The sequence below is a fragment of the Parcubacteria group bacterium genome (genome assembly GCA_041659505.1).
In the GTDB taxonomy this organism is placed as follows: domain Bacteria; phylum Patescibacteriota; class Minisyncoccia; order Moranbacterales; family UBA2206; genus UBA9630.
On sequence record JBAZYF010000003.1, the window covers coordinates 168,203 to 188,119 of the forward strand.

General features: G+C 40.6%; 24 protein-coding genes. All 24 read right to left on the reverse strand.

Going from position 1 to position 19,917, the window contains the following annotated elements; all coding sequences use genetic code 11:
- Positions 1-44: 44 nt before the first annotated feature.
- The gene (locus WC848_05090) at positions 45-707 is read right to left on the reverse strand and encodes a metal-dependent hydrolase (protein MFA5962030.1); all 663 of its coding nucleotides are present in this window, start codon (positions 705-707) and stop codon (positions 45-47) included.
- Positions 708-712: 5 nt separating this feature from the next.
- The gene (locus WC848_05095) at positions 713-1,006 is read right to left on the reverse strand and encodes a hypothetical protein (protein ID MFA5962031.1); all 294 of its coding nucleotides are present in this window, start codon (positions 1,004-1,006) and stop codon (positions 713-715) included.
- Positions 1,007-1,067: 61 nt separating this feature from the next.
- Positions 1,068-1,898, reverse strand: a complete 831-nt coding sequence (locus WC848_05100; protein MFA5962032.1) for a KilA-N domain-containing protein — start codon at positions 1,896-1,898, stop codon at positions 1,068-1,070.
- A 67-nt stretch (positions 1,899-1,965) separates the two neighbouring features.
- Positions 1,966-2,937, reverse strand: coding sequence for a virulence protein RhuM/Fic/DOC family protein (locus WC848_05105; GenBank protein ID MFA5962033.1), 972 nt, complete (start codon positions 2,935-2,937; stop codon positions 1,966-1,968).
- A 160-nt stretch (positions 2,938-3,097) separates the two neighbouring features.
- The gene (locus WC848_05110) at positions 3,098-3,460 is read right to left on the reverse strand and encodes a hypothetical protein (GenBank protein ID MFA5962034.1); all 363 of its coding nucleotides are present in this window, start codon (positions 3,458-3,460) and stop codon (positions 3,098-3,100) included.
- An 11-nt stretch (positions 3,461-3,471) separates the two neighbouring features.
- Complete coding sequence (locus WC848_05115; GenBank protein ID MFA5962035.1) at positions 3,472-4,266, reverse strand: type II toxin-antitoxin system antitoxin SocA domain-containing protein; 795 nt, start codon at positions 4,264-4,266, stop codon at positions 3,472-3,474.
- Positions 4,267-4,512: 246 nt separating this feature from the next.
- Positions 4,513-5,238, reverse strand: a complete 726-nt coding sequence (locus WC848_05120) for a restriction endonuclease (GenBank protein ID MFA5962036.1) — start codon at positions 5,236-5,238, stop codon at positions 4,513-4,515.
- 72 nt (positions 5,239-5,310) lie between these two features.
- Positions 5,311-6,117 (reverse strand): hypothetical protein, encoded by an 807-nt coding sequence (locus WC848_05125; GenBank protein MFA5962037.1) that lies wholly within the window; start codon positions 6,115-6,117, stop codon positions 5,311-5,313.
- Between the two features lie 148 nt (positions 6,118-6,265).
- Positions 6,266-6,556, reverse strand: a complete 291-nt coding sequence (locus WC848_05130) for a hypothetical protein (protein ID MFA5962038.1) — start codon at positions 6,554-6,556, stop codon at positions 6,266-6,268.
- Positions 6,557-6,574: 18 nt separating this feature from the next.
- A complete protein-coding gene (locus tag WC848_05135; protein MFA5962039.1) occupies positions 6,575-7,057 on the reverse strand; it encodes a hypothetical protein in 483 nt (160 codons plus the stop codon).
- 7 nt (positions 7,058-7,064) lie between these two features.
- Entirely contained in the window at positions 7,065-7,466 is a 402-nt protein-coding gene (locus WC848_05140; GenBank protein MFA5962040.1) for a TIR domain-containing protein, read from the reverse strand.
- A gap of 31 nt (positions 7,467-7,497) precedes the next feature.
- Positions 7,498-9,354 carry a DUF2075 domain-containing protein gene (locus WC848_05145; GenBank protein MFA5962041.1) on the reverse strand — a complete coding sequence of 619 codons (1,857 nt, stop codon included), beginning with the start codon at positions 9,352-9,354 and terminating at the stop codon, positions 7,498-7,500.
- Between the two features lie 3 nt (positions 9,355-9,357).
- Positions 9,358-9,705 carry a nucleotide pyrophosphohydrolase gene (locus WC848_05150; GenBank protein MFA5962042.1) on the reverse strand — a complete coding sequence of 116 codons (348 nt, stop codon included), beginning with the start codon at positions 9,703-9,705 and terminating at the stop codon, positions 9,358-9,360.
- A 3-nt stretch (positions 9,706-9,708) separates the two neighbouring features.
- On the reverse strand, positions 9,709-9,885 hold the full coding sequence (locus tag WC848_05155; GenBank protein ID MFA5962043.1) for a hypothetical protein: 177 nt from the start codon (positions 9,883-9,885) through the stop codon (positions 9,709-9,711).
- 430 nt (positions 9,886-10,315) lie between these two features.
- The gene (locus WC848_05160; GenBank protein MFA5962044.1) at positions 10,316-11,749 is read right to left on the reverse strand and encodes an AAA family ATPase; all 1,434 of its coding nucleotides are present in this window, start codon (positions 11,747-11,749) and stop codon (positions 10,316-10,318) included.
- A 131-nt stretch (positions 11,750-11,880) separates the two neighbouring features.
- Positions 11,881-12,552 carry a DNA repair protein RadC gene (radC, locus tag WC848_05165; GenBank protein MFA5962045.1) on the reverse strand — a complete coding sequence of 224 codons (672 nt, stop codon included), beginning with the start codon at positions 12,550-12,552 and terminating at the stop codon, positions 11,881-11,883.
- Positions 12,553-12,745: 193 nt separating this feature from the next.
- Positions 12,746-13,765, reverse strand: a complete 1,020-nt coding sequence (locus tag WC848_05170) for an alpha/beta fold hydrolase (GenBank protein MFA5962046.1) — start codon at positions 13,763-13,765, stop codon at positions 12,746-12,748.
- Between the two features lie 33 nt (positions 13,766-13,798).
- The gene (locus WC848_05175) at positions 13,799-14,308 is read right to left on the reverse strand and encodes an HD domain-containing protein (protein ID MFA5962047.1); all 510 of its coding nucleotides are present in this window, start codon (positions 14,306-14,308) and stop codon (positions 13,799-13,801) included.
- Positions 14,309-14,614: 306 nt separating this feature from the next.
- Positions 14,615-15,055, reverse strand: coding sequence for a hypothetical protein (locus WC848_05180; protein MFA5962048.1), 441 nt, complete (start codon positions 15,053-15,055; stop codon positions 14,615-14,617).
- A 12-nt stretch (positions 15,056-15,067) separates the two neighbouring features.
- Complete coding sequence (locus WC848_05185; GenBank protein ID MFA5962049.1) at positions 15,068-15,907, reverse strand: dihydrodipicolinate reductase C-terminal domain-containing protein; 840 nt, start codon at positions 15,905-15,907, stop codon at positions 15,068-15,070.
- Positions 15,908-16,094: 187 nt separating this feature from the next.
- Positions 16,095-16,937 (reverse strand): Bro-N domain-containing protein, encoded by an 843-nt coding sequence (locus WC848_05190; protein MFA5962050.1) that lies wholly within the window; start codon positions 16,935-16,937, stop codon positions 16,095-16,097.
- A 92-nt stretch (positions 16,938-17,029) separates the two neighbouring features.
- Entirely contained in the window at positions 17,030-18,382 is a 1,353-nt protein-coding gene (locus WC848_05195) for an MATE family efflux transporter (protein MFA5962051.1), read from the reverse strand.
- A 146-nt stretch (positions 18,383-18,528) separates the two neighbouring features.
- Positions 18,529-19,131, reverse strand: a complete 603-nt coding sequence (locus WC848_05200; GenBank protein ID MFA5962052.1) for a hypothetical protein — start codon at positions 19,129-19,131, stop codon at positions 18,529-18,531.
- Between the two features lie 38 nt (positions 19,132-19,169).
- The gene (locus WC848_05205; protein MFA5962053.1) at positions 19,170-19,883 is read right to left on the reverse strand and encodes a hypothetical protein; all 714 of its coding nucleotides are present in this window, start codon (positions 19,881-19,883) and stop codon (positions 19,170-19,172) included.
- Between the last annotated feature and the right edge of the window lie 34 nt (positions 19,884-19,917).

Genomic DNA, 19,917 nt, shown 5'->3' on the forward strand with positions numbered 1-19,917 from the left:
TTTTAAGTTAATAATTAACTAGCCTCATTATACCACAAATTTATCTAGCTAAATAATTGCAACAACTCTTTCGTTTCCGGCAGTTTTGTGACAAGCATAAAAATAAAGATGTAGACCAAAAGCGTAACAACTTTCGAAGAAGAATAAAATTTGAGCGCGTTGCCCAATGATTGCTTGGGCAAAAGCGAATGACCATGCAGATTGACGGAAGAATAAATTTCATCCAGCACCAAGTGCCCCAAATATCCCACGCTCACCGCGAGGCCTAAGAATAGTTTTTGCTCGCTTTGGATCGCCAAGAAATTCAAAAACCAGATCGTCAAAAGACCAAAAAGTACCGCAGCCGGAACGGAATGGAAGATGCCGCGATGATTGGTAAATTTTTCAAACACGTAGCCTGCGCCAAAACGGACCAGCAAAAACACTGCCATTGGGAACAGGACCAGCAGTTTCAATCCTCTTTCTCCGCTTTGATATTGACCCAAAAAAATTAAACCAGCCAGTCCCGCCCCCAAGAGGCCAAAAAGGATCTGAAATGGAACACCTTCATCCATATCCAGATCAGGAAGGAATGAACCGACCAGGACGGCCAAAAAAATCCAGATGATCGCCTCGGTCGATGCCATCAAGGAAGTGATAAGACCAGCAACGATAAAACCGATGCCGATAAAAACGCCGAAGCTGATGTGGGTTTTGAAATTTGCCATAGATTTTATTTTTCCTTCGGCCAGCCCCAATTCCACTTCGGCTTTTCGCCTTTCTTAAAAGCGATAGCGAAGAAGATGGCGGTCCATAAAATTACTAAGCCAAGAAACGCGTAAGGCACATCACTCTTGGGCGCCGTTGCATCGATTATCCTGGCGGAAGCGACGAGTAGTGCGACATAGATCGCAATCGTGACCCAGCCTTGCCACCTGACCGGCGTCCAGCCCCAGCCGAACCGTTTTTGCTTGAACCAGTACCCCTTAGGATTATCCTTCACGTACGCGATGTATCTTTCGAACATATGTTTTAGTTTTAATATTTAGTCAGTTAGTGCAAATTTTGCATTATGCCTTTTTTGCATATTACTTTCCGGAACTACTTTCTAGTTTTTTCATACTTGCGCTTCCCTCGAGGGATCTCATCTGAGAAATCGCGCTTTCGTTCAATTTTAGCAAGCGACTTTTCTGTGATAATCCAGCACGAATGAACTCAGCGTTGAGGTTTTCTAAATTTGCCAAACAAACTAGTTGCGTCACGGTGGAATAATCTCGTACATTTCCGACTAACTTAGGATTTTTATCTTTCCATTGCCTTGCCGTCATTCCGAAAAGTGCTACATTCAAAACATCAGCTTCATTGGCATAAGTGATATCAGCAAGGTGTTTCGATAATTTTTGAGGTAAAACAATCTTTTCTTTGATCGCGTCTGTATGAATTTTGTAATTGATTTTTGTAAGCATCCGCTTAGCATCCCATCCCAAGGTCAATCTCTCGTTTTCTTCAAGCTTCAGCCGTTGAAATTCATTTATGAGGTAAATCTTAAACTCCGGACTAATCCACATGCCAAATTCAAATGCGATATCCTTGTGAGCATACGTCCCTCCATACCTGCCAGCAGTCGCTTTTAGCCCGATCGCATTAGTCTTTTCTACCCATTCTTTAACACTTATTTTATAGCTATTGAGCCCGGCCTGACTTTTAATTATGGCAAATTCGCCATAATTAAACCTTGGGTTATTTATTTTTTCCCAAATGCCGAGAAATTCAACAGTATTTCTGTTCCGAAGCCAATCAGAAATAAAAAAATCTCCTTCCTTAGCTCTTAGCATATCTGTAAGGGAGATATAATCGTTATTTTCCTTAGAAATAATCGCTATGTCAATCCCCTGAACATTAATTTTTTTATTTTTCATATTTTTTACTTCGTTTATTATACTGATATTATATCAGTATAATCATTCTTTGGCAAGTTTTTTGCAGCTATTTTTTCGCAATCAGATTTAAAATCAAAGCCACAACTTTCTCTCTGTCTTTAGGATCACTGCTCGCAACCAAAATTGTGAGCGCAGTGAGGGCGGAAGGTGTCAATCTACTCACATCTAAGATGTTAGCTTGCCGCAAAAACCAGACAAAAGCAAACGCCCCACTTCTTTTATTACCATCGATGAACGGATGATTTTTAACCATGAAATACAAAAGATAGGCCGCCTTTTCTTCGACCGTCCCGTAAAGTTCTTTTCCGCCAAAAGTCTGCATCACATTTCCGACAATTCCCGCGACCGTTCCTGCGCTCCTTTCTTGGCCAAAAATATCCGTCGCTTTTTTCTCACGAAGCAATTCACTCCTTAGCATAGTCAAACTGTCCGCAACTTTTGTTGCTGTGAGTACCACTTTCTTTTTGGTCAGCTTCCCTTTCGGCAAAGCGTCCCGGTCATAGGCATCCAGAGAAAGCCAGGTGTCAGCAAAAAGCGTGACTAGGTCAATTGCATCGCCAGTATCGATGATTGTTTCACGCGGCAGCAGTTTTTTGATATCCTCCACCACGCCCAAAAACTGATCATAGTTTTTCTTGATCCGATTCTTGTTGATGGCAAAGCCATCGACGATGTAGCTCCGCAAGGTTTTGGTTGCCCACTTACGGAATTCTATCGCTATCTTTGAATTAGTACGATAACCTACGCCCAAAGTAACATCCAGCGAATATAGCGTGATAGGCTTGTCAGAATTTGCATTATGCATTTTTTGCATATTGCTTTTTTCCTCAATTTCACCGTCTTTAAATATATTCCTTATATGACGAGACACTACAGATTGGTCGACTCCAAAAAGACTAACGATCTGTGCTTGAGACGCCCAGATTGTTTCATGTTTAAAATCACCCTTAAGTTCAATCGCTCCGGATTTAGCTTGATAGATTACTGCCCCTGTGTTTTTTTCTTTTTTTGTTACCATAATATTTATTTTAATTTATTACAATGATATTATACCACTATAATAAATTCCCGGCAAGCGAGGGTGATTAGGCCAGCATAATCGCGAATTCCTCTTCCCCGTCCCACTGGGCGAATAGGGAGAGTAGTTTTGAGTTGTTCATTTTTTTTATTTTAGGTAATTATTCGCAATGAGAGAAATTTTTTAAATAGTCCTTGAGTCTTTCCTGATTTTCATTCTCCTTATCGCCTTTGTAGTATATTTCAATAAATTCGATCAGCTCAATGGTTTGGGTTTTGAGATGATAAGCATAAATTACGCGGAAGAATTTCCCTTTGGTGGAGTCGCAATGCATCCGCACTTTATATATTTCCAATATATCATTTTTGTGAAGCAGATTCCAATGCTTGCTTCCATTGCCTTGAGGCGCTGCAACCAGATATAATTCTTTGAGCTGATAAAAATCCTTTCCCAGCGTACGATATTTCTTGGAAAGTTTTTTCAGCTCTTTGGCAAATTCGCTTGTTTCCTGGAAATTTATCATCCGGATTTTTCTTAGAGTTTATCGTATTCCCGCACCGACAGTTTTTCATCCCGATAGAATACGCCGTTATATTCAACTGGCTTTCCCATTTCGGCGGCCCGCCACGGCATATCCTCGTGAGAAAGATCGGAAAGCTCTTTGGCGGTTTTATCAGCTAATCGCCGAAGTTCCCAATCGATATGCTTGATTTCTTGAGCGGTGAGCGGTGTCAAATCAACTTGATAGTCGGGATTTAGGAAATATTTTTTCTGATCCCGGTCATAGAATTTCGACCTAACCTCTTCAATCTCATTTTTAGCTTTCATTTCTTCCACAATCTTGGCAAACATCACCGGAGTCGGGCCAAAATGATTTTTAATATACACCGCGCCCATCAATTGCTCTTCATATTTTTCATAATAATCGAAGTCGATGAAATAGAGTAACTTATAGATCGCAGTCATGCCGATATTCGGTTTTCCTCCAACCTTTTTCAAGATATAGGTCAAGACCGTTTTGAATTTTTTCTGATTCTTAACCGGCACGGAAATTCTGATCTCATTTTCATTTTTCTTTTCTTTTCTATCCCCTTCCGCTTCCAAAACAACAGTTTTGTCTATCACGTCAGTGTCGGACAAAAATTCCACAAGCGTCATACCAAAAATTTCCGCCAGCAGTCCCGCTTCGGTCACGGTGATGTCCCGCTCGCCTTTTTCGATTTGCATGTACGTCGGACGGGAAAGGCTCAATTTTTTAGCTAGATAGTCTTGAGAATAACCCTGCTTCAAACGAAGCTTTTTGATTTTCTCATATAATTTTTTAGGCATAGTTTTGATACTTTTTACTTATACCCAAATCTTACACCGCATAATATCTTTTGTCAAATATTTTGACAATAGCTATTGTGAGATTATTTGACATATCCCTATCACCCTATTTCACGATAAAAGCCTTGTACAAAATCAATTGCTCCGGCCGATTAGCCAGCATGATAGCGAATTCCTCTTCGCCGTCCCACTGGGCGAGGAGGGAGAGTAGTTTTGAGTGGTTCATTTTTTTGTACGAAAAATTTATTAGATGTTTTTTATATAATGACAATTTGGAAAATTGGAACAGCCATAAAAATTTTCTCCCGCATGAGAACCTTTGTGCGCAGTTTTCAAAACCAAGTGACCACCACACTTTGGACATTTTTCAGAAATGCTAGATCCAAAGACGGGACGATTAGAAATTGCTTTGTCCAATCCAGCCGTCTTCACATATTCCATCAATTTTTTTCCATCAATCAATTCGATTGATTTTCCCACTGCGAAGTTTTCCGCTTCCAACGTGAAAACATTGGTCGTGATAAAAAAGGCCTTTGCGTCAGAAAGCTTGTCAACTACAGCGCCATAGAAATCACGCATCGCTCCGACAGATACTTGCTGAGTGATGAATTTTTTGCATTGAATGTAGTGCTTCGCTCCCTCTTTTGTAGCGATCGCATCAATTCCTCCGTCATTTGGCCTTCCAACTGCTTCAGTTGCATAACCTAATTTATCAAAAAGATGACAAATAAACTCTTCGAACTGAGTTGGGGTTAAGTTTTTTATCGCCTCCAGTGAATTTTTACTTTCAAAAAAGCTCCTCTTCTTTCGCTTCTTGTATAAAACATAAATAGCTATAGGCAAGAATAAAGCCACGAGTATAATAGAAACCCCTAAAGCTATATTTTTGAATAGCAATGGTAAGACCTTTATAAACACAACGAGTGCATATAGTACAAATACCATCTCGCCCATTGATTGTTTTTTAGCCATTTTTGTTTTATGCAAGTAATTAATTACGTAATTAAATTTTTTAGAATCACCAGTTGAATTAATTTGCCGTGTCTATAGTATAATTTCAATTTCATTCGCAATAGTAATGTTAATAACTCTAAGCTCCACATCACCAAATCTTTTTATTCTTTGCGCTATTTTAATAGCATCTTCTTTTGTAATGCTCTCCGAAACCAACACGATGAGAACTGGCAAATCTATCAATAAAAATCTAATTCTTTCAAGGGTCCTCCTTATATAGAATTCCCCAATAAAATCAGCCCTCTCTGATTTTACATACTTAATCTCAACAATTTTTGAAATTACATCGCTAACTGGAGAATCGTAAAGTATGCCATCTGTAATTAAATTACCTCGTTTTGTTTCTATTTTTATTTCAGGCTTAAAATAAGTGCCATATTCACTTGATAAAAACTCCAGCGCTCTGCTTTCTGCGATTTTAATTTTATTTCTCTCTTCCTGAAATTGCTTTTTTCTATCTATTTTCTCAGCATCACATTTGATACTATCGACACTCTCATCTTCTTGTTTTTTGTCCATTTCTGATCGAGTAGCTGGCTCTGTTTTTAGGTTCTGGCCGATATGCTCACTTTTACTTCTAAAAATAATTGCTAATTTTTGCATAAACTCCTCGCTAGCAATAATAAGACCACCAATAAAAAGTGAAACACTAAACACCCATCCATTTTTTGATATAATTGCAACAACAAACACAGCTAGTCCGCCAATAATTTTTTGAAGGCTTTTTTCATTATCATCTCTAAAAAATAACAATTTTACAAAAGCCAAAATCATCAATAGCAAAAAGGTGTATGTTGATATTGCTTGTAGACATTCAAATTTTATTATAGTTACCATATTTTCATTAAACACAAAATCATTGTTATTCCCAGTGTCTCCTAATCACCTCTTTCGTTTTCTTCTCATAAATCCCACTCCTAAAAAAGAAAAGCTAGCCTTGGTTGGTTCATTTTTTTGTGTATGCAATTAATTGCAAAAAATGAGATTATTTATTTAAAATTTTTTCCAAATATTCTATCTCGGCTTTAAGACATTTTTCCCTGTATGCAAATTCGTTTTGTTCTTTTGCTATTTCTCCTAAACGCATTGGCTTAAGAACAGGATCATTATGATCATTGTGTAATTTTTCCAAGCTTGCCTGTCTTCGTTTTAGGTCTTTTTCTGTGCCATATTTTTTTAGTTTTCTATTTTCGATATACTGATAAATATTAAAACAACCACTTAAAATAGTGACAACGCTTATAATAATTGCGAGGTTATTTTTTAAAAATTCCATATTTTTTAATAAAAAAAATTAACCAATGAATGAAACTCCTAAGATCAAATAAATTAAACCAAAAACCCAAGGAATCAGCAGCTCAATATGAGAAAATGGATAATATAATTTTTCTTTTTTCCCCTCCCCTAAAATCTTCCATTCATAATCATACAATGCCAATGGTAAATTTTGCTCTATTTCATGGATAACTTTAAATTTACCAGAGTTTAACTGTCTATAGGCTCTAAGTAAGAACCAAAAAATAACGCAAATAACCAACCCGAGTAATGCCAGAACCATTTTTATCCAATTAAGCTTTTCTATCAGCTTAAGTTGAAAAGACAACCCAAGCACAGATATAAGAACGGTGTTGATGGTTAAGAAGAAATTATTGGCATTCTGCCTTCTGTCACTAATTCTTTCGGCGCTTTCAACATACATTTTATATTGATCAAAATAATGAGCATAATAATTCTCCCCGTATTCTGGTGCAGACTTATTTAGAAGCTTTTTATCCATACCCTTTTTAATATTTATTAACTAGATTTTTTACATTTTCCCATGTCCAATCATAGTACCCTACTAATCCTTCTGGCCTAGGGCAACTCTTACCAGGAAAACCTTTCAACCCAACAACAGGAACACAGGACTCTCTCGCCATTGCTATTTCAGCTAGCACTCCATTGCAAGCATGCGTTCTTTCCCCAACCATAACAATAACCAGGTCACATCTCTTTATTTTAGACAAACATTTTTCTTTCCACTCACCTTGACTCCATGGCTCTTTCACAGACCAATCTTCCATATCAAATGGTGTGCCATTATTTTTACATTGACCGATAAGGGAATCCCTGAGAAATTGATCATTATCAAAATCAAAGCTAATAAATACGCGCTTTTTTTGTTGGTAGTAATTTCTATAATCCATATCCTTTTATTATAAAAATTGAAATTAGTTATTATTTAATTAAACTCTTAAAATATTCCTTTGTTTCTTTATCTGTAAAATATACATAGCAACCTTTCATGCCTCTAGTCATTAATGTTCTGTAAGTATTTTTGATTATTGACCTGATTTTTTCTTTCGCCAAAGCTTCATCTTTTTTGAGTAACGTCTTGTATCCTTTAATTGAAGCATCCGTTTTGGCTCTTTTCGATGGGTCAACCAAAACGACTCCGTCTCTTACAATCAAATCATCTCCCACGATTACGCCAATATAATCAACCTCCAGGCCTTGGCAAGTATGAATACACCCGGCTTCATTTACAGAATTTTTCGCAATGATCCAAAGATTTCCGTCAGAACCAAGATTCCATTGCATCTTAAAGTCATACTCTGGAATGTTAATATCATATAACTTTGAATTTCTTCTGCTAATCCAATCCCAACAATACCCTGCAACAATTCTAGCTTTGTTGTTTGCTTTATTTTTCTCAACTATGACTTTGCGTAGCTCCTCAGGAGAATCCATGACCTTAAAATCAAAATCGTCGTCATCCAGAATAACATTTGCCGTTTCTCTGACTTGCAAAGCATTATCTAGCCACGAGAGATATCCGTCCGAACCATTACAACGAAATTGCGAGCTAAGATCGCTTTCAAAAACATTCGCTCCTAATTTTTTGGCCCATTTTTTAATCTCGTCTTTCTCTCCAATATCATCAAAATGGATCTTTTGATTTTCATCAATAAAAAATACTGAGAATTTTGAAGCATTAATTATCTCCTTAATTTGATTTTCTCCCATATTCTTGAACATTCCAGATTTGCTATTGAGGCGATGGGCTTCATCAACAATTAAAGCTCCAAAGATATTTTTCTTCGCATTATAAAATGATCCTGATCCAGAAAATAGATTTGATATTTCTGTTTTTTTCAAAGTTCCTACTAATTTACTTTCGTAAACAGTTCTTGGCGCAGAATTTTTTGAGACATACTGAGCAAATAGGCCATTCTTAATAAGCTCGACCATGAGATTTATTGCTACAACCGACTTTCCCGTTCCTGGACCACCTTCGACGATAAAGACATTCTTGCTTTGATCTGTAGATTTAAGAGCTAAATATTTTGCCTTTTCAAATACAACTTTTTGGTCGTCTACCATTACAAATTCACTGTTTCCCAAAAGCATTAGAGATAAGCTGTCTGCCAAGCATTTTGATGGCTTTATTATTCCACTTTCAATCTGAAACATTACCTTGCCCTTATCTCCATATTTTACAAATTTCTTGATAAACTCTCTCAGTTTTAATGTCTCTTTCCTCAAAAAAACAGGCGCTCTTTTTATATGCTCAGCATAAAACTCATTCCTAATTGCCCCATCGTCTATGTAATTATGTAAATATGCACATGGCATTAATGTTATTTCCTCCTTGGTAATAGCTTCGTTAAAATTATCTAAAAGTGCTGCATATGACCAGGCTTGGTATGCAGGGTGGCTAACTTCGCGCATTCCTCCGCCGACGAATGTTGAAATTATTCCATCCATTTCGGTAATTTCCGCTTTTTCCCATTGCTTCAACTCTACAATCACTGCGTGATCTTTTCTGTCATTATTTTGACCAGTTAAAATAAAATCCACTCGCTTTGATGTTTGTGGAATCTGGTATTCTATCATGACGCCGCAATCACTTGGAATATCCTCGTCTTGAAGAATATTTTCCATGTACATCATAGAATTCTTCCAGGCATTCATTTCGCTAATTGTGGTTTTTCTTTTTAGCTTTTTCTGAAAAATATCATATATCGCAACTTCGATATTGTTAGTGACAACATCCTGAGAAAAACCTTGCTTTGTGGATTGATAAACAATCATAATCTAGAGTTTATTGTATTTAGTATGCCTGCCTTTGGCCTTTTCGATTGGATATTTTTCTTCGTTTTTTGTTTGCTTTTTGTCCAGCGCTTTCAAAACATCTATTTCTAAATCATGACTCATTAGTAAAACCCAATATAAAACATCGGCCAATTCCTCGCCGATTTCTTCTTTCGCCTTTTTTGCATACTTCTTCATTTCACTTTCATTCTTCCATTGAAAATGCTCCATTACCTCTGCTGCTTCCAAAACCAAAGACAAGGCTAAATCTTTTGGATTATGAAATTGCTTCCAATCTCGCGCGTCACGAGAAGCGATTATTCGTTTTGTCAGATCATCTACTTTTGACATAATTTACTTTTTCCAATCCTCAATAATTAATTTACTCCCCGATTTTTTGACTATCACTTTTTGTTTCTCCCGCCAACCGAGTGCGCGGAATAATTCGATGGGGATGGTGACGGCGATGGATTGCTTGCCGACCTTGGTCAGCTTGCGGATATTTTTGTCTTCCATTTTTCTGACTGGCATATATTTGTAGGTAAATTATTTAACCATACGGATTTGCGCTTCTTAATAAGCTCCTACACTGGATTCTCTGCCTACGCCGAGGCTTCGGCAGGCAGGCCGCCGGAGTTTATGCTTGTGAAGCGGGTGCGGGAATGAATGACACGGGGTGTACGTAATTAATTACGTACCACTTTAGGCTGCCGCAAACTCTCCCAACTCCTCAAAAACCCCATCGGTGAAATCGGTTGGTTTGAATTTTAAAATTGCCAGCGCGTTTTTGCGGCAATATTCGAGTTCGGAAAAATTTTTCATTTTTCTAAAAATAAAGTTTTAAACTATTTTAATACCCAAAAAATCCTATCGCCCCTGATATCCAGCCTGTCACTTTATCATTTTACGCCTTTTTGGCTTTTTAGGCTAATTCTAGCAGCTGAAACTCATTGGTCAGCTCTTACATTAAAAAATAATAATCCAATGGCACATTTACAATTTTTTCTTCCTGATCAATGACTAAGGGACTACTAGAAAATACGATTCCGTAATCAGAATTAATCCGACTCATGCTATGCAAAATTTGCTTCCTATCTTTTTTCCCCAGCCCCACTTCAATCATAATCTGCTTCTTATTGCCAATTTGCAAAATAAAGTCAGCTCCGCTTTGAGCGCTATCATAACGGAATGCTCCCCCGCCTCGAAGGATAAACTCTCGATACAGATGGGCCCCGACAGAATCTTCTAGTAGCTTTCCCTTTCTGGTCATAAAAGTACCTTCTTGCCCGGAAATAGAGAGAAAAGACATCCGAATCGCTGAAGACATAAATAAATATTTCGCTGGTTTTTTTGCGACTGACATATTGGATCCATAAGCTGAAACCTTCACAAGCAATTCCGCCTTTTCCAGTGCGTCTAATAGACCGAGCACTGTCAAACGATCAATCTGTAATATTTTTTCTAAAGTATTCAGGCTTGTCGTATCATTTTCTGCAAGAATAAAAAGCAGCCGCTTGGCTTGCGTTAGCGTTTTTATGTCGAAACTACCCATCATCGGCAAGTCTTTTTTTATAATCCCATCCAAAAGCAATGATATTGCATCATAAATTGCCGATTCGTTTGGCAATTGCAAAGTGAATGGCAATGAACCTGACGTCAGAAATCTATCAACATCTCGCCTATCCACCTTACTCCAATATTCATTCACCGATCTTTGCAAATTACCCAACTTAGCATAAACTTCCCTAGCATCAGCTGAAAAGTATATCGCCTCTCTGATATTGTTTTTTAATTGCTTTGTTGGATAAACCTTATTTCCAACCATCTCAAATTCCGCAAAACACATCGGGGTCATTCGTTCAAAAATAGCCCGACCCCTTGAGATATCCGGAGTAGTTTGCAGAACGACTGCCGAAGATCCTGTGCAACAAAAAAATATCCTTGCTGTCTTATCGTGCAAGATCTTAAGTGTTTTTGCCCACTTGGGATCACTCTGTACTTCATCGAAAAAAATAACAACATCTTCCTGTAGGCTTTCAAGATCAACCTTCAGGATTTCTTCATAAGCTTGCATTATCTCAGAAATACCTACATTAAATAAATTCCTCGCTTCATCGATGGATAAAAATAATATTCTAAGTTTTTTTCTTTTGAGAATAATATCATTACAAATCTGTGCCATTAGGGTTGTTTTTCCGACGCCGCGAAGCCCAGGGATTATAATCAACCTATTGTTTGATTTTTTAGCTAAAAAATCAAACAGATATTTCTGTATTTTTACAAATAAAAAACGACTAGGGAGCTGCTCCCCTTTTATATCATGCGTATATTTATGGATTCTATCCTCTGTTGTTCTTATTTGCTTTTGCAAATATTGGATTAGCTCCTGCTGCATATATATTAAACTATACTAGTAAGTTATGTTACTAGTATATTATATTAGACTAGTAATGTCAAACAGTGTTTTTTTGGCTTAAATATAGTGTTTTTATCCTAATTCTCTTGTTGGATATCTCCTATTCAACCCTAGACGAGCTGTTTTTCTTTTAAGCTTGCATAGGCACTTTTTGTGATTATCACATGATCCAACACCTCAATCCCTAAAATCTTCCCCGCCTCCTTGAGGCGCTTGGTCACTTCCAAGTCATCTTCCGACGGTTCGGCGTTACCGGAAGGATGATTGTGCGCGAGAATAACTGACGCCGCCAACTGATCAATGGCCGACTTGAAAACTTCGCGCGGATGAATGAGGCTGGCGTTGAGCGTGCCGATGGAAACGGTTTCTTTGTGAATCAGTTGACTGCGCGCGTTGAGATAGAGCGCGACAAAATGTTCTTTTTTCATGGTGCGCAATTCTTGCAATTGCGCCACGACATCTTTGGCGGAAATAATCATCGGAAGGTTGTTGTCCTCCACTTCCAAGGCGCGCTTGGTCAACTCAAATGCCGCTAAAAAAAGACACGCCTTTGCCGGACCGATACCTTTAATTTTTGATAGACTTTTATAATCAAGTTCTAATAGTTTTTTCTTGGGAAATTTAGCCAGTATTCCACTGGAAATCTTCAAAACATTTTTGCCTTTTATCCCCGTTCGTAGTAAAATCGCCATCAACTCACTATCGCGAAGATTTTCCACTCCTCTTTCCCGCAACTTCTCTCTTGGCATTTCATGTTTTGGCAAGTCTTTGATTTTTGGCATAATTACTTTTTCCAAATATAATTACTCTTTCAAAAACCCCATCGGTAATTCAATCCTACTCCAATTCCCCTCTTTCGTAAAGAAAAGTTCGCCAAAACAGGCGCATTTTTTATTAAGCTCGAAAAATGGCCAGAACGAAATTGCTTGGGAAAAATTTGCCCATGATCAGCATTTCCAAAAATCACACCTCAAGCTATAGATTATCCCGGAAAAATTGGATCGTCCTTCGCCAAGCCAAGGAGGAGTTCTGACCGATATTATGGTCGTCTCCCTGATATTCCACATACTCAACCTTTTTTCCCACTTTCTCCAACTCATCCCGCAAGCGCCGCGAAAGCTCGATCGGCACGCTTTTATCGCCGGTGGCGTGCTGAAGCTGGATCGGTGAAGAGATATCATTGAGATAGGCATAGGGATCGATCCGGTTCCAAAATTGCGGATTTTGACTGGGCAGGCCATACTCCTCGACCAGCGGATTGGAACCGCGCAGGAAGGAAATTTTTGCATTATACGTCTCTAGCTCATCAACAAAACTGCCCACCACTCCCGCCCAGAGGGAATAGGCTTTGATATCTTGGGAAATGACCGCGACGCGCAGACCAATTTCTCCCCCGTTGGAATGCCCCCAATAACCGATCTTTCCGGGATCAACATCCGGATATTTTTTGAGATAAGCGATGGCCTCAAGCGTGTCGATGGTATATTTTTCGGAAAAATGCGCTCCGGTCGCAACACCCTCGGATTGGCCGTGTCCCCGCAGGTCCGGTTTGAACGTGACAAACCCGGCTCTCGCGAGCACTGCCTGATAGCCCTGATAGTTTCCGGTTGTCGAATATTGCTTCGGCGCGATGTACCCATGCACAAAGACGATCGCCGGAAAACCCTGCTCCGGCCTTTTCGCGAGAGGAATAGTCAAAAGTCCAAAGATTTTTAAGCCTTCTGAGCGATAGGAAACGATGGATTGTTTGTAGTTCGATCCGTTCGGCAGAGTTTTTTCCAACACAAATTCTCCGCCTGGATATGTTTGTTTTCTCAACGATTCGATCGCCATCGGAAAATCCGCTTCGCTTTGGGGCTCGACTTGCGAAACTGGCACATTTTCTTCAACTTTTGGATTCTCGACCGGCGCAGCTTTCTTCGGTCTATCGAAAGCCAAAAATAGCGCCAGTCCGCTTACGATCACCAAAAAAATGATCGCCGTGGTTTTTTTCATATTCTTGCATCAAATATATTACCTCCCCCGCTATTAGCCTATCAAGAACCCTCCCAACTCCTCAAAAACCCCATCAGTGAAATCGGTTGGTTTGAATTTGAAAATCGCCAGCGCGTTTTTGCGGCAATAGTCGAGCTCTGGTAGATTATTAGTCTTAGTGTAATGTTTGAAACTATCAAGCGTGTCCGCCGCGCGGATGATCAGTGCATCACGTCCGGCCTCGGCCGCGCGCTTGGCCAAATCTTCAATGCGCTGGTCTGAATTTTCAATCGAACGATCCTTGGTGTTGGCGCGCACTAATTGCAAGACGGTTTCCCCGAACTCGGATCGTATGAGCTCCTCGGTAATACCGCTCCATTCTAGCGCATCGTGCAGAAGTCCAGTAAGTACTGCATCACGGGAATAGTCATTTTCATAGAGATAGACTCCCACGCGGATAACATGAAACAAGATCGGTTTTCTTGATCCTTCTTGCGATACTGGAAAATGCGCGACAAGCATCCGCAAGGCCTTTTCAAATTCGATATCGATTAGTTCTGGCATAATTATTTTATCTATCTTGGCAATTTATTATCCAACTTGGCACACTGCGAGACTGGATTCCCGCCTGCGCGGGAATGACATGAAGGGTTGAGATCCTGAATCAAGTTCAGGATGACAATGAGAGCAGGAGGACAAGGATGTAAGTAATTTCCGCCCAAGGCGGATCAGCCTAGGGCTGAAATTGCGTACATCTCTATTCTACCCCCATTTCCCCGCTTTGGCAAAGAAAAAAGGGATCATCCGTAATGCGAATGACCCCCTTTTTGTGAACAATGTTCGAATTGAAATTTGCTATAAAAAACCGATTCATTTCTTGGGGATAGCTTTGGCAAAAAATTCCGCCAATTCCTCTATGTACCTATCCACATGGAGTATCGCCCTTGCCTCATCCGAGACACGTTCCAAAAAACACCTGTCATTTCCTCCGGAAAAATGCACAGCGCAACGACAGAACCTGATTAAATCTTCGGCGGAGCCGATACTAAAAAGATCGGCCGGATGAACCAAGAAATATATATTGCTGTGTTTTACTTTTGGCGCTGGATCATGCTTAGCACCACACGGAAACTTGAGTGCCATCAGTGAGCCTAACAATAATAAGGGAACTTTCTCCCCCGCTAATGTCAGCTTGACACCTCGATAATCTATTCCTGCTTCTTTTGACCAAAACTCAGGATCAATCACGACCCCAAAGGTTCCATGATTTGGCCAAAATACAATTTCTCCAAGTTCGGGTTTTCTTCTCACATTTTCCTCCTTTCAACCAATGAGTACATCCGCCATTGAATAGACAGCACCAGGCTGGATATTTTTGGCGAGAAAGTTGATGGCGTCCAACGTTCCCAGCGCATATACCTCCCTGCCGTTCACATTATGCGTAAACTGAAAAAAAACACTTCCATCAGGAGAACGCAAGGAGTAGGTATGCCATCCGTGTGCAGAGAGCGCCTTTTCGGGAACTCCCATCGCTCTTTGTTTTTTGGGATTACGCACCTTTTCAATCTGACTTGGGAAGAACGGAATTCCCAGAGAATTAAAATAGCCTGCCATTGCCTTGGCCGTACCACTGGTGTCTACTTTGCCGTTTTGATGGCTCTCTTCGATTCTCAGCGTATATCCCCTAAAAACACCCGGGAAATTTTTGGTCGCAAACTCCATCATGGCCAAGAAAGTGACAACTTCCTTGGCCATATTGGGTGCAATGACAGCACAAGTCTGTGACGCCTTGACCATTTCCACAAGTTTTTTCTGATCCCCACCCGTCGTCTCCATAATAAACGGGATTTTGTGGAAACAATAGAATTTAGCGTTCTCGATGACCGCCGAGGGATGAGAGAAATCGACAACAATGAAAGAACGATCCTTGTACCATGTCATCCCTTTCACAAGCTGACTTCTTTCACCAGGCGTGAATAAATTAATGGTAAATCCGTCATCTACAGTAAACGAGAACGCCGAGATTTCAAGGCCAGTCAAGGAAGATTCGTACAGCTTAAACGGGTATCTAATCTTGTCTGCCTTCACGATTTGATTGCATACCTCGCCTGCCATTTTTCCAGGCAAGCCATTTACCATTACAACGATTTGGTCACTATTCATTGATTCTTCTCCTTTCGAAAGTTTAATTGTTTGTTTTATGATTAGTATGGTCAGGATATACCAAGAATAGTCTGAAAATACCTATTCTGTTTTTAAAAAGCTATGAAATTAATTTGTAGCATAGATAGGCGCGATAGTCAATTGAAATCTTATCCCTAAAACCATAATTATAAAAAAATTAAAAGGCCTATTTTTTCAACTTTTTTTGATTTTTTTGCGTTAGAAAATTATTTCTTGTGACAACTTTTTTGCCTGTTCGTTGTTCGATATCCTGCCTGGTTCTGCCGGCCACCGCTCCGCCTTCTTGGGCGTCACCTCGTAACTTTCCCAAGCCCTGCGAATTTCTGGTAGTGGTTATTTCGGTCGTTGTCGCTTCGCCCAGCATAGTGAGAATCAGTTCTAATTCTGACATATGATCCCTGGGATTGTCCGGATTACTGAGTGATTTAAATTCCTTAATCTGCTTGGCATTCATCTCGAACGCTCCTTTGTAAATCTCATTTGTGAGGATAGCAAAATCAAATCCTTCTCTTGCTCCTCGCCCTTGCCACTCGTCAGTTAGCGTATTTCGCACATTGATGCCTCGCATCCGCTTTGCGATCCAATCGTCATTATAGCCCTTCTGTTCATAAATTTTCTTGGCTCGCACAATCGCTCTTTCCGGATCTTGAATTTCTTCAATACGCTCTTGTCCGATTCGCGCCAGCCACAGCTTGAACGGCTCGGCTTTGGGAGATGGAATTGATTGGATGATTCGGAATATTCCTTGCAAATCGCCACAATTCAGCTTCTGTACACCACCCTTTGTCTCTACGGAAAGGGGGGTGACAATTTGTCCCCACCCTTTGCCAAGTTCAATATCTCTTAGTCTCATTTTCTTGATATAATCAGAAACATTTGACGTTTGAGTCAGCGCCTCCACTATATCATTTATAACAAAATACCATTGCTCATCGTGCCAGACGCGACGCACTTCTTTTTGCTCGAAGATTGTTGGATGAGTTTCATTTTCTTGTTTTTTCTTTTTCATATTTTTGCTCAATTATTTTTATTATAATGATATTGTATCATTATATCAAATATTTGGCAACTTTACGCAAACGCTTTATCTTTTTCCGCTCTCTATTTTTTCACCCCAAGCATTTTGTCCATCACTTTTTTGGCATAGAGAAGAGAAATGACGACGGCGGTCCAGTTGATGGCGAAAATCCCCCACCAGACGCCGTCGAGGTGCCAGTTGAGCACGCGTGTAAAGAGGTAGAAAAAAATGATCGGCGCGAAGGCCTGGCGATAGATGCCGATCCAGATGGCAAAGTTTGGTTTTTTAAGGCCTTGCAAAGTGGACACGACGAGATAAAGGATCATATAGGCCCAATAGATCCAGATCGAGATGTGAAGATAGTGGACGCCGATTTTCACTACCTCCGCATCATGGGTGAAAAGCGCGATGAACGGTGTGGCAAAAAGATAGGCCACAAGCATTCCGACAATGACAACGAAAAAGCCATAGCGCATCACGGTGCGATAGATTTGACGACAACGCTCAAAATTTCCTGCGCCGTTGCTTTGGGCGATCAAAGTGAGCGCGGCTGTGGTGAGGCCGATCGAGGGAAGCATGGCGATCTGATCCATCCGGGTCATGATGCCATAGGCGGCCACCGCCGCTTTGCCAAACGGGGCGACGAAGTAAGTAATGATGAAAATTCCCACCGCGATAGTGAGCATATTGAGACTGGCGGGAAAACCTTGTGCGAATAGATTTTTAAAATATTTGAGTTTAGGAACAAGCAACGGCAGGCATTCTTTGCAAAGAATGCCTCTTTGAGTGAGCACCCAACCCATATAGACCACCCCGATAATTTGGATGACAATCGTGGCCCAAGCGACGCCAGCGAGTCCCATCGCCGGCAGACCGAGCCAGCCAAACATAAAGACGGGATCCAAAAAACAATTGAGAAAAAATCCGACGATGAGAAAATTACGAAAAGTCGCGGTGTCGCCGCGCGCGCTCAAAATTCCGCTCATCACAAAGGTCAGGCTGAAAAAAACTGAGCCGAGAAGAATGATGTTGATGTAGGTTGTCGCGATCTGGAGATATTTTCCTTGGGCGCCCAGGAGCATGAAAAGATATGGCGCGACCCAAAATCCGATCGCAGTAAGAAAGAGGCTGACAATGACCGAGAAGCTCAAGGCTTGCGAGGCATAGACGCGCGCCTCCTCTTCGTCTTTCGCTCCGATCGCATTGGCAATGAGCGCCGAGGCACCGGTCGAAATGCCCACGCCCAAGGCAATGATGACAAAAAAGACCGGAAAAGAAAGTGACAGTGCCGCCAACGCATCGGTAGAAACGAGACCGCCGAAATAGGTATCGACGGCGTTATACATCGTGTTGAAAAAAAATCCTACGCTGGCGGGAATGGCGATCAGGCGGATCTGCTTTCCAATATCCCCGCTCGTCAAATCTTGGTCTTGCATAATTTTAGCCTTAATAAAATTACATCTTTATTTTAGTGAAAATTCGGGGTTTAGTAAACCAGCAAGCTCAATTATGGATAAAAAAATAGAGGGATTTGATTTTGAATTACTCCAATAATCAAATCCCTCTTCTTTGAGCAGCTTTGCTACTCCAATTCCATCGCTGCTCGTTGCCAGGCCAGATCCAACGATCCGAAGCTAGCATTGCGACAAAGGAACGAAACTGCTTTTTTGATTGATCCCTTTTGATCTACTCTTAAGTTCAAGTATTCCTTCAGTCGTCCTTCGGCCGACCAAAGACTTGGGAGATACCACAGTTCCCAAAATCGTGCGTCTTCTCCCCTTCTTGATCTCAGGCAGATAAAGCCATAACTCGTCAATTTCTCCGCTTCGATCTCATAATTTTCCGGGGAATAGTTGTATCCACAAGGAGCATGGATGATGATTGATGGCATGATATATTTTTCCATCTCGACAGGAAACAATTGCAGTTGCTGATTACCCGGAGAGGCGCGGCGCCAGAAAGGCAACATGTCCGTATCTTCGGTGGGACCGGGCACATCCTCCCTTCGGCGAATGACCTCTAAGCGACCATCCGTCACGGTTACCCAGAAATGGTTACGAACCATGCATCTGATGTTTTCTTGTTCTTCCTCGGTCAAATTACCCAAAGCGAGTTCTCCTTTATCACTGGAATGAACTCTTATTCCGGGTAATTTTTTCGGCTTGTTTTCGTCAAAATCCCACATAGATTTCTCCTTTCAGTTGTAGTCACACAAAGTTACTATTAACGGTTGAGATATTTTTTGACATAAATAACTTCTGCCAGAGCAGCGGCCATATCTTCACAGACACCTTCGAGAATAATCGGTATATTCCCTTTCTCTGGCACAGCGTTCAATATCTCGAGCTGTCTTGTAAGAAAAAGTGGCTCGTGATATTCAACGAAACCGCTCAGATGGATTTCGCTGATCCGGTCGTAAAACTTTTCAATCATCAGCTGTGCCAGCCGCATCAGCGGGTCAATACTGAAGCAGTGATTGAGATCGAGCACAAAACCAAAATTGTTAATTTCAAACAGCTGCTCCAAATTGGAGACTGTTCCATAACTTTTCTTCCTCCAATCAGAGTTTTCCACGCTGATCGGCAGAGAGAGATTTTTCAAAACTGACCAATCGTCAACGGTGTCCGGATGGATCACCACACAATCGAAATTGAACCGCTCGTGCGCTCTCGTAATATGGCCCAAGACACTCATTGTTTCAAAATTTAGCTTGTACCTCAGATCTGTCGGAGCGTGTATTGAGACATGCGCGAAATGTTTCCGGATATCGACAGCATCGAGATCGGCCAATCCGCATATATCCTGTTTGCGAATACAACCAATTTCAATCGCACCGCCACCTAATCGTTTGTGGATTTTGATGATGTCAGACGAAACTGCCGGGATGCTTTTGAAAAGCGTGCCGGTCGTCATACCGATCAACCTATCATTGCCCATATTCTCCCTCCCTTTTTCTTTGTATTATTAATTT